Below are 9,109 nucleotides of genomic sequence, written 5' to 3'. Positions count from 1 at the left end.
GTCCGACCCCCTCCCCCACCGCGTCACCGACGACGGCCGTGACCAACAAGGACATCGAAGCCGTACGTCAACAGCTCGACGCGCTCTATCACGACGCCGCCGTCGCCACCGACGCCTACAACGCCGCGGAGGAGAAGGCCGAGCAGCAGTCGGCGCAGATCGTCGCGCTGGCCCGGAAGATCGTCAAGGGGCAGGAGAAGCTGGCGGAGCTGAAAGCCCGCGCGGGCGCCGCGGCCGCCGCCCAGTACCGCACCAACGGCCTGCCGGACGAGGCCCAGCTGATGCTGAGCGACAATCCCCAGCAGTTCCTGGACGCCACCGGCCGCGTTCTCCAGGGCCAGCGCGCCACCAAGGCACTCATCGCGGAACTGGCCCGCACCCAGCAGGACTTGAAGCAGTACGCCGACGACGCCTCCGCCCAGTGGACCAGGCTGGAGGCCAACCGCAAGGCGAAGGCGGCGGCCAAGAAGAAGGTCGAGCGGCAGATCGCGGCGGCCGAGAAGCTCGAGTCCCAGCTGGAGGCGAAGGAGAAGAAGCGCCTCGCCGAACTGGAGGAACAGGCCGCCCACAAGGCGCAGACCGCCTGGCTGGACTCCGGCGTCCTCAAGGAGATCAGCGGCAAGGCCGGCAAGGCCGGGAAGGCCGCGGTCGCCTACGCGACGGCCCAGATCGGGAAACCGTACGTATGGGGCGCCGAGGGTCCGGACTCGTTCGACTGCTCCGGGCTGACCTCACAGGCCTGGGCGAGCGCGGGCAAGCCCATTCCGCGCACCTCGCAGGAGCAGTGGAAGCAGCTGGAGCACGTGGACATCAAGGACATGCGGCCCGGTGACCTGATCATCTACTTCGATGACGCCAGCCATGTGGCGATGTACCTCGGTGACGGCGCGATCGTGCACGCGCCGCGGCCCGGGCGCACGGTGACGATCGCCGGAGCGGGCTCGATGCCGATACTCGGAGTCGTGCGGCCGGACGCGTGAGCGCCGCCGGACGACTGGGTGAGACCGGGTGAGACCGAGTGAGACCGGGTGAGACGGAGTAAGACCCGGTGAGACCTGGGTCATGTGACGCGGGGCACCTGCGACGACTCCACAAACCTCCCGCCGACGTGACGTTCGTCATCCCCGCGACACCCGACATCTGTCCAACTGCGGTGGATAACGCGGCATATGACAGTGGCCACCGGCCAAGCGGCGTGTCTTACGCCATTCCTCAACCGGCCCGGCACCCGCTATGGTCCCCGTCGGTGGATCGAGGTCCCTCGCTCCACCATGCCCTCGGGGGGAGGGAAGGAATCCAAGACGATGCCCGTACCCATACCGCGGCAGCGAGCGATCCCGGCCGTGGAAAGTGGTCAGGCGCCGGCCGCACCTCAGGACGACCCCTCCAAGGAAGTAGCCCCGCGCAAGGAAGCCACGGTCGACAACAACGCCGCCACCCAACTGAGCCTGCTCGTGATCGAGGACGATCCCGGCGGGTCCACGGTCGTCCCCGAGCTCGTGGACTCGGCCGGCCGGCCGATCCGCGTCCGCACCGCCCGCAACCTCACCGAGGCGGAGCGGCTGCTCACCGATGACGTGCACTGCATCCTGCTCGACCTCGCGCTGCCCGCGCCCGGCCGCCGCGCCGATGACGACGAGCTCGCCGTACTCCGTCATGTCCTGGAGCTCGCCCCTCGGCACGCCGTGCTCGCGCTCACCGCGTCCGGCGACGCCGAGCGCGGCGCCGAGGCGGTGCGGGTGGGAGCCCAGGACTACCTCTTCCGGGACGAACTGGACAGCCGGCTGCTGAGCCGGGCGATCCGGTACGCGGTGGAGCGGAAACGTTCCGACACGGCGGAGCGCAGGCTCGCCGAGGGCCGGCTGCGGGCGCAGGAGAACCGGCGCCTGGAGCGCGGCCTGCTGCCCACACCGCTGCTGGAGGGCTCGACACTGCGGTTCGCCGCGCGGTACCGGCCGGGCCGGTCGCGCGCGCTGCTCGGCGGTGACTTCTACGACGTCGTACGGACCCCCGACGGCACCGTGCACGCGATGATCGGTGACGTCTGCGGACACGGTCCCGACGAGGCGGCGCTCGGCGTGGAGCTGCGGATCGCCTGGCGGGCGCTGACCCTGGCGGGGCTGTGCGGGGACGAACTGCTCGGCACGCTCCAGGAGGTGCTGGAGCACGAGCGCTCGGACGACGAGATCTTCGCGACGCTGTGCACGGTGGACATCGCACCGGACGGACGGCGGGCGGGACTGTGCCTCGCCGGGCATCCGTCACCGCTGGTGGCCCGGCCGGGCCGGCCCGCACAGCTGCTGCCGTACGACAACAACGGGCCCGCGCTCGGACTGCTGCCGGGGGCCCGCTGGCCGCGGATGCAGGTGGAGCTGGGCGCCGAGTGGAGCCTGATGCTCTACACCGACGGCCTGATCGAGGGGCGCGTCGGTGAGGGCGGGGAGCGTCTGGGCCAGGACGGGATGGTCGCCATGATCCGCCGCCAGCTCTCCGAGGGGCTGCGGGGGGAGGAACTGCTGCGGGCCGCGGTGAACGAGGTGCGGTCCCTCAACGGCGGCGAGCTGGCGGACGACGTGGCGGTGCTGCTGCTCGACCGGGAGAAGTGACGGCCGGGGTGTCCCGGGCGCTTCCAGCGGGGTGCGGGCAACCGGCGACCTCCGCCGTACGGGCCTAGCGCCCGCCGTTGTACGGGCCGTAAGGGCCGTCGCTGCTCGAACCCCTGCCCCCGCCGCTGCGGCCGCCGCCCGGAAGGGCGCGGAGCGCCGGGCGTACGTCGACCATGTAGACGATCGTGGCGATGAGGCCGATGATCGGCAGGAACGACAGGATGTTGAAGATCAGGTTCACCACGAAGGCGAGCCCGAGGACGATCAGCCAGAAGGGCTTGGTCTTCTTGTCGGCCGCCCGGTAGGCGTCCTCACGGCGGATGGCGGCGTCGAGCAGCGCGAAGCCGCTGAAAACGATCAGGGCCATGCTCAGCAGCCACATGAAGCCTGCGAACCCCTGCATCAGCACAACGTCCACCACCTGAGTCGACTCGTCATTTCGCGATTACGCGGTCACCGTACCCGTTCCCACGAACTCGCTACCCGGAGAACGGGCCGGGCACTCGGTAAGTGCCCGGCCCGGTGTTCTGCGTGTTCCGCGTGTTCCGCGTGTACTGCTTGTCCCGCGGTGCCTTACTTGGCGGGCGGGGTCTTCTTCGCCGTGGTGGTCTTGCGCGGCGTGGTCTTCTTCGCGGCGGGGGCCGTCTTCTTGGCCGTGGCCGGGGCCGGGGCGGCGACCGTGGCGGGCGTGACCGGCTTGGCGGCCGGAGTCGCGGTCCGGTCCTTGACCTCGCCCGGCTCGGCGTTCGGCTCGACGGCGATCGCCAGTTCCTCGATCTCCTCGGCGGCCTCGCCACGCCAGGTCTTGACGGCCTGCTCGCCGTGCTCGGCGACCTTCTCGTAGGTCTCACGGGCCTTGACGGCGTACTCGGCGGCGACGCCGACGCCCCGCAGGGCGAGGTCCTGGGCGGATTCGCCGAGCTTCTTCAGGTCCGCGTCGATCGTGGTGCCGAGCTTCTTCAGGTCACCGTCGAGGGTGCTGATGAACTCGCCGACCTTGCTCTGCAGGGTCTCCTGCGTCTCCTTGACCTTGGCGCCGGCCTCCTTGGCACGGGCCTGGGCCTTCTCCTGGACCGTCTTCGGGTCGGTGCCGCGCACGGCCTCGATCCGGGCCGGGGCCTCGGCGCGGAGCTGCTCCACCAGGCCGGGCACCTTCTTGGCCTCCTGGAAGGCCAGGTCACCGGCGCCGGCGAGGAAGTAGAGCGGGGTCGGGTCCTTGACGGCCTTGCGGATGTCGTCGGTGATGGCCATGGTGATGGTCCTCCCGGGTCGCTTTCTGATGAGGGTTTTGGGTCCCGCGGCGCCTGTCGGCGTGGTCGGTCCGTATCGAGCCGTACGGGCTCTCAACTGGCCGTCTGCTGCGGGTCGGCGTCACTGCCGTCGGTCTTGGGGGTCCTGCGGTCGGTGCGGGGCTTGCGGGGCCGGCGGGCCTCCCGTACGGCGGTGTCGCCGACCGGGTCGCCGTCGGCCGGGACGGCTATGTCCCGGAGCCCGTCCTGGGCGTCCGCCCTACCGCCGACCGGCTCCTCGACCTGTCCGTCGCCCGGCGCGGGGGCCGCGTCCGGCGGGGCGATCCCGAAGCCGTTCTCCTTGCGGAAGGACTCGTAGATCTGGAGCAGCACCTGCTTCTGCCGCTCGTTGAGCGCGGGATCGGCGAGGATGACCGCACGCGTCTCCACGTCGTCCCGGTCGCGCTCGGCGTCGAGGATCCCGGCCCGCACGTACAGCGTCTCGGCGGAGATCCGCAGGGCCTTGGCGACCTGCTGGAGGACCTCCGCGCTCGGCTTGCGCAGCCCGCGCTCGATCTGGCTCAGATACGGATTGGACACCCCGGCGGCATCGGCGAGCTGCCTGAGCGACAGCTGCGCGGTGCGCCGCTGTTCACGCAGATACTCACCGAGATTGCCGACGTTGAGCGATGCCATGCCTCCACTGTGCACCACCCGCGCTAACTATTGCAAGCACCCGCTTGCAATAGTGCGCCACACCACTCGATCGGAGTCTGCGAGCCGGCCCGGTGGGCTATGTCAGGGTGTGCGTCGTGGATGAACCGGTGGATGAACTGGTGGAGCGGGTCGACGGGCAGGATCGCGTGCTGGGAGTGGTCGGCCGTCGGGAGGCCGTCCGGGAGGGCTGGCTGCATCGGGTCGCCGTGACGGTGTGCCGTGACGAGGGTGGCCGGTTTCTCGCCCATCGGCGGTCGGAGCAGGTATCCCGCTTCCCCGGGCTCCATGAGGTCCCGGTCGGTGGCGCCGCGAACGTCGGCGAGTCCTACGAACAGGCCGCCGCGCGGGAGCTGGCCGAAGAGCTGGGCATTCGTGCGCTGCCGCGCCTGCTGTTCACGTTCGTCAACCGCAGCGGCTTGAGTCCTCACTGGCTCGGCGTGCACGAAGCCGTGGTGCCGGACGCCGTGGTCCCCGATCCCGATGAGGTCGCCTGGCACGGCTGGCTGACCGAGCCGGAACTGCGGTCCGCCCTGCGGGAGTGGCGCTTCACGCCTGACAGCCACGAGGTCTTCAGCCGATACGTCGCGTTCCGGAGCGCGCGGTCCTGACCTCTCTCGCCTCTCGGCGCGGGATGCTCGCTTGCGGCCAACGCGCCTTGTGAGAGCGGCTGTCAGTGATAGGGAGTACGGATGCTTGGTCGACTCCCGCTCGTTGAGCAACTCGATGGCTTGCGGTCCGTGCTCTCCCGGAACGAGGTCCTGACCGACGTGATGACCAGGGCGGCCACGTTGGAGCTGCCCGGCTGGTATGTGACGGCGGGCTGTCTGTTCCAGACGGTGTGGAACGTGGGCACCGGCAGGCCCCCGACCAACGGAATCAAGGACTACGACCTCTTCTACTTCGACGGCACCGACCTGTCCTGGGAAGCGGAGGACGCCGTGATCAAGGCGGGGCAGGAGGCGTTTGCCGGGTTGCCTGCCGAGGTGGAGATCCGCAATGAGGCCCGTGTGCACCTCTGGTACGAGCGGAAATTCGGCGTGCCCTGTCCGCCGTACGAGTCCACCGAGGCCGCGATCGACTCGTTCGCGGCGACGACGTGCTGTCTGGGGGTACGGCTGGAACCCGACGGTGAGTGGCGCGTCTATGCGCCCCACGGACTGTCCGACGTGTTCAACCTCGTGGTCCGGCCCAACCCGGTGCTGGCCCCGCGGGAGGTCTACGAGGCCAAGGCGGCGCGCTGGAAGGACGAGTGGCCGGAACTCACCGTGCTCCCGTGGCCGGGCTGACGCTCGGATGCCACGCGCGGGTGCAGGGCTGGAGGACGTCCCCCAAGGTCACGCGGCGTGCAGCGGGATGTCGGGAGGCCGCTGCCTAGGATCGTCGGCATGGTGCTGCGACCTGTTCAGGTGAACGTGAAGGCCGTCGACGCGGTGGCGGTCGGACGGTTCTGGGCGGAGGCGCTCGGGTGGAGTGCCTACCGTCCCGGAGTGACCACCTACGTCGGCCCCGCGGGCGGCCTCGTGTGGCCGGACCCGGTCGGTCCCGGTATCGACGTCGTCCCCGTCCCGGAGCCCGGGTCGGCGACGAAGAACCGGATGCACCTCGACCTCGCCACCACCTCCCCCGCCCACCAGGCGGAGTTGGTCGCGCGGCTGACGGCCCTCGGGGCGACGCCCGTCGACGTGGGCCAGGGCGAGGTGCCGTGGACGGTCCTCGCCGACCCCGAGGGCAACGAGTTCTGCGTGCTGGAGCCCAGGGAGGTCTACCGGGACACCGGGCCGATCGCCGCCGTGGTCGTGGACTGCGCGGATCCGCGGGAGATGGCCCGCTTCTGGGGCGCGGCGACGGACTGGACCGTGCATGAGGTGACCGGTGATCAGGCGGTGCTGCGTTCCGCCGAGGGAGTCGGCCCGTATCTCGAGTTCCTCCGGACGCCGGACGGGAAGACCGTGCCGGACCGCGTCCATCTCGACCTGCTCCCCTCCCCGGGGGACGACGAGGCCGCGGAGGTGGCCCGGCTGCGTGCCCTCGGCGCCATCGACCTCGACCTCGGCCAGGGCGATGTCCCGTGGACGTGCCTGTCCGACCCGGAGGGCCACGAGTTCTGCGTCCTCGCCCGGCCCTGACGCACAGCCTCGACGGCACTCGCCGGGCATTGTCAGTGCCGTGTGCGACGCTCGGCGCATGGGGTTCTTCGACGATCTGGTGCTTGCTGAGGAACCGGCAGCCGAGCAGGCCGTGTTGGTGCGGCTGGGGCCGCCGGGGGAGGACGAGGGACGGTACGCGCCGCCCGTCGACCGCTTCGCGCCCGCGCTGCTGCCGCAGCTCGAAGTGGCCGGTGCGGGGGCCGGGACCCGGGTCCTGGTGACGGGGTGGTCCGTGTGGCCGGCGTCGGTCACCCTGCATCTGTCGGTGTTCCGCAGGGTCCGCAGACAGAGCGGGGGCCCGCGGCGGCAGTCCGGGCTGCGGGTGGGGCTGCTGTTCGCCGACGGCCGGCGGGTGACCTCCCTGGACGGCACGGAGACGCGGAGCTTCTCGTTCACCGGCCCGCAGGGAGAGGCGCGGCAGGCGTCGACGGAGCAGGCGGTCGGGCTGATCCCGCTGGACGCGGGCATGCACCACTCCCGCCGGTCCCTGTTCAAGACGGACGTCGACCTGTATCTGCCGGAGCTTCCCCCGCCCGGACAGGCACAGTTGGTGGTCGAGTGGCCCGACGAGGGCGTACCCGAGACCAGGACCCCGGTGGACGCGGACGCGCTCCACGCCGCCGCGGGCCGTGCGTTCGAGGTCTGGCCCGGACTCGAACCACCGGATCAGGAGGCGTCCTCGGGCTCGTTCGCGACGCTTGAGGTCAGCGGGCCGCCGGCGTTCCTCGCACCACCCCTCGACCGGCATCAGCGCGAGGCGCTGCGGCGGGCGGAGGAGGCCCGGCAGCGATACGTTCCGCAGGGCGACTGGCAGCGCATGGGCTACCGCGACTGGGGCGACGCCGCCCTGGTCAGAGCCCGGTTGTCGGCAGGCGCCCAGCCCGACGCCCGCGTCGGATGGCGGGGCACCACCCCGCTGCACCTGACGGCGGAACAGGGCTCGGCGGACGCGGTGGCCGCGCTCCTGCCCCACGTCACGGACGTCGACGTACGCGACGACGAGGAGCACACCCCGCTCTGGCACGCCGTCCACAGCATGGACGAGGCGACGGTGCGCGCCCTGATCGAGGCCGGGGCGGACGTGTGGACACCGCAGGCCGAACCCTGGTCACCGGGCCGGCTGCTGCTCACCACCCCCCTCGCGCCGCTCGTCAGACACCTGCCCGGAGCCGTGGAGCTGCCGCCCGAGGAGGTGGCCGCCCAGCAGGCGGCCGACGCGCTCATCGCGGCCTTCGGCACGCAGTCGATATGGACCGAGGGGCTCGGCGTCTGCTTCGTCCAGGGCCTCGGCGAGGACGAGTTGCTACGGCGGCTCGGTACCGATCCCGCGCAGTGCCCGAGGACCGGCCCCGACCACGCGCCCTTCGACCCCTCCGACTACGACGAGTCCCTGCACTGGGTGGGCGTCCGGGGCGTCGACGGGACCCCCGGCGGCTGCGTGATCACCCAGGACGGCTACATGCCGAGCGACGACGCCGTCCTGCGCGCGATATCCGCGGGCACCACCGCCTACGGGGTGTACTTCAACCCCAAGGGCGGCACATTCGGCACCCTGGCCCGTGACGGCGAGGTCGTCGCACACGACGAGATCGGCATCGGACCCCACGACTCGGACCCGGCGGCCTACTGGACCTTCCGCTTCTGGCAGCGCAACCACGCCTTCCCCTACGGCGCCGACATCCTCGCCTACTGCTGCGCCGCGGCCGGCCTGCGGATCAGCGACGGCCGGGTCGCGGTCGACAGGGACGAGCCGCGCCGCTGGGTGGCTCTGCCGACCCGGCTCCAGCGCTGACCAGGCACCTGGCGGAGCGGCCGACGGGGGCCTTCGCCGTCCGCGAGCGACCTGTGCCGCGACGGCCACGTGTGCGAACGTCTGCCTAGGGACGCCGTGCCACGAAGACGAGTTCCCTGCCCGGCCGGTCCGGTGCGTCCCGTACGTCCTCCACCACGAACCCCTGGGCGCCCAGTTCCGCCTCGATCTCCTGCCGTTCTCGGAAGCGCAAGGCCGAGTCCGAGGTCAGCACCCGCCCGTCCGAGGCGAACACATAGGTCCACCGGAAGGTCACCAACTGCCCCTGTACGCGAGTGACTTCGACCCAGGTCTCCACCGCCCCGGCACCGGGCACGTCCGTCACGGCGTACGACGCCTCCCGGTTCCACTCCTCCCAGGCCCGCCGCGCCGGGTCCCGCGTCTCGAACACCAGCCGCCCACCGGTCCGTAGCGCGGCGTACGCCCCCCGCAGGGTCTCCCGCCAGGCGTCCGCTTCCACGATCTGCTGGGCGACGTTGGCCGTCATGGTCACCAAGTCGACGCGCAGGGAAGGAAGTTGGGACGCGTCGCCGTGGATCCAGCGCACCCGCTCACTCCCCCGCTTCCCCCGGGCCACGTCGAGCGAGGCCAGGGCGGGGT

General features: G+C 71.3%; 10 protein-coding genes. 6 read left to right on the top strand and 4 right to left on the bottom strand.

Annotated elements, in window-relative coordinates:
- Together EHS43_RS28590 and EHS43_RS28585 are read left to right on the top strand one after the other, a co-directional pair.
- On the top strand, positions 1-980 hold a 980-nt coding region (locus EHS43_RS28590), incomplete at its 5' end, for a C40 family peptidase (protein WP_125193616.1).
- Positions 981-1,304: 324 nt separating this feature from the next.
- Complete coding sequence (locus EHS43_RS28585; protein ID WP_185806450.1) at positions 1,305-2,606, top strand: PP2C family protein-serine/threonine phosphatase; 1,302 nt, start codon at positions 1,305-1,307, stop codon at positions 2,604-2,606.
- 64 nt (positions 2,607-2,670) lie between these two features.
- Here EHS43_RS28585 and EHS43_RS28580 read toward each other — a convergent pair whose 3' ends face one another.
- The 3 genes from EHS43_RS28580 to EHS43_RS28570 form a co-directional block, all read right to left on the bottom strand.
- Positions 2,671-3,009, bottom strand: a complete 339-nt coding sequence (locus tag EHS43_RS28580; protein WP_185806449.1) for a DUF2516 family protein — start codon at positions 3,007-3,009, stop codon at positions 2,671-2,673.
- Positions 3,010-3,179: 170 nt separating this feature from the next.
- Positions 3,180-3,857, bottom strand: coding sequence for a hypothetical protein (locus EHS43_RS28575; RefSeq protein WP_125193614.1), 678 nt, complete (start codon positions 3,855-3,857; stop codon positions 3,180-3,182).
- Positions 3,858-3,949: 92 nt separating this feature from the next.
- A complete protein-coding gene (locus tag EHS43_RS28570) occupies positions 3,950-4,531 on the bottom strand; it encodes a helix-turn-helix domain-containing protein (RefSeq protein ID WP_125193613.1) in 582 nt (193 codons plus the stop codon).
- Positions 4,532-4,647: 116 nt separating this feature from the next.
- On the opposite strand from EHS43_RS28570, the gene EHS43_RS28565 reads away from it, so the two are divergent.
- The 4 genes from EHS43_RS28565 (at position 4,648) to EHS43_RS28550 (ending at position 8,491) form a co-directional block, all read left to right on the top strand.
- A complete protein-coding gene (locus EHS43_RS28565; protein ID WP_260470751.1) occupies positions 4,648-5,160 on the top strand; it encodes an NUDIX hydrolase in 513 nt (170 codons plus the stop codon).
- 81 nt (positions 5,161-5,241) lie between these two features.
- A complete protein-coding gene (locus tag EHS43_RS28560; protein ID WP_125193612.1) occupies positions 5,242-5,838 on the top strand; it encodes a nucleotidyltransferase family protein in 597 nt (198 codons plus the stop codon).
- 99 nt (positions 5,839-5,937) lie between these two features.
- Positions 5,938-6,678: a VOC family protein gene (locus tag EHS43_RS28555; protein ID WP_125193611.1), complete on the top strand. Its 741-nt coding sequence runs from the start codon at positions 5,938-5,940 to the stop codon at positions 6,676-6,678.
- Positions 6,679-6,736: 58 nt separating this feature from the next.
- Positions 6,737-8,491: an ankyrin repeat domain-containing protein gene (locus EHS43_RS28550; protein WP_125193610.1), complete on the top strand. Its 1,755-nt coding sequence runs from the start codon at positions 6,737-6,739 to the stop codon at positions 8,489-8,491.
- Positions 8,492-8,576: 85 nt separating this feature from the next.
- On the opposite strand, the gene EHS43_RS28545 is transcribed toward EHS43_RS28550, so the two are convergent.
- On the bottom strand, positions 8,577-9,109 hold a 533-nt coding region (locus tag EHS43_RS28545; protein WP_148104107.1), incomplete at its 5' end, for a class I SAM-dependent methyltransferase.

This window comes from Streptomyces sp. RP5T (assembly GCF_003933965.1).
Classification (GTDB): domain Bacteria; phylum Actinomycetota; class Actinomycetes; order Streptomycetales; family Streptomycetaceae; genus Streptomyces.
The sequence above is the reverse complement of the archived record's forward strand: the minus strand, read 5'-3'. Positions and strand labels throughout refer to the sequence as shown.

Coding starts and splice junctions, on each gene's coding strand:
- EHS43_RS28585 (WP_185806450.1), top strand. CDS start 1,305: ATGCCCGTACCCATACCGCGGCAGCGAGCGATCCCGGCCGTGGAAAGT.
- EHS43_RS28580 (WP_185806449.1), bottom strand. CDS start 3,009: ATGCAGGGGTTCGCAGGCTTCATGTGGCTGCTGAGCATGGCCCTGATC.
- EHS43_RS28575 (WP_125193614.1), bottom strand. CDS start 3,857: ATGGCCATCACCGACGACATCCGCAAGGCCGTCAAGGACCCGACCCCG.
- EHS43_RS28570 (WP_125193613.1), bottom strand. CDS start 4,531: ATGGCATCGCTCAACGTCGGCAATCTCGGTGAGTATCTGCGTGAACAG.
- EHS43_RS28560 (WP_125193612.1), top strand. CDS start 5,242: ATGCTTGGTCGACTCCCGCTCGTTGAGCAACTCGATGGCTTGCGGTCC.
- EHS43_RS28555 (WP_125193611.1), top strand. CDS start 5,938: ATGGTGCTGCGACCTGTTCAGGTGAACGTGAAGGCCGTCGACGCGGTG.
- EHS43_RS28550 (WP_125193610.1), top strand. CDS start 6,737: ATGGGGTTCTTCGACGATCTGGTGCTTGCTGAGGAACCGGCAGCCGAG.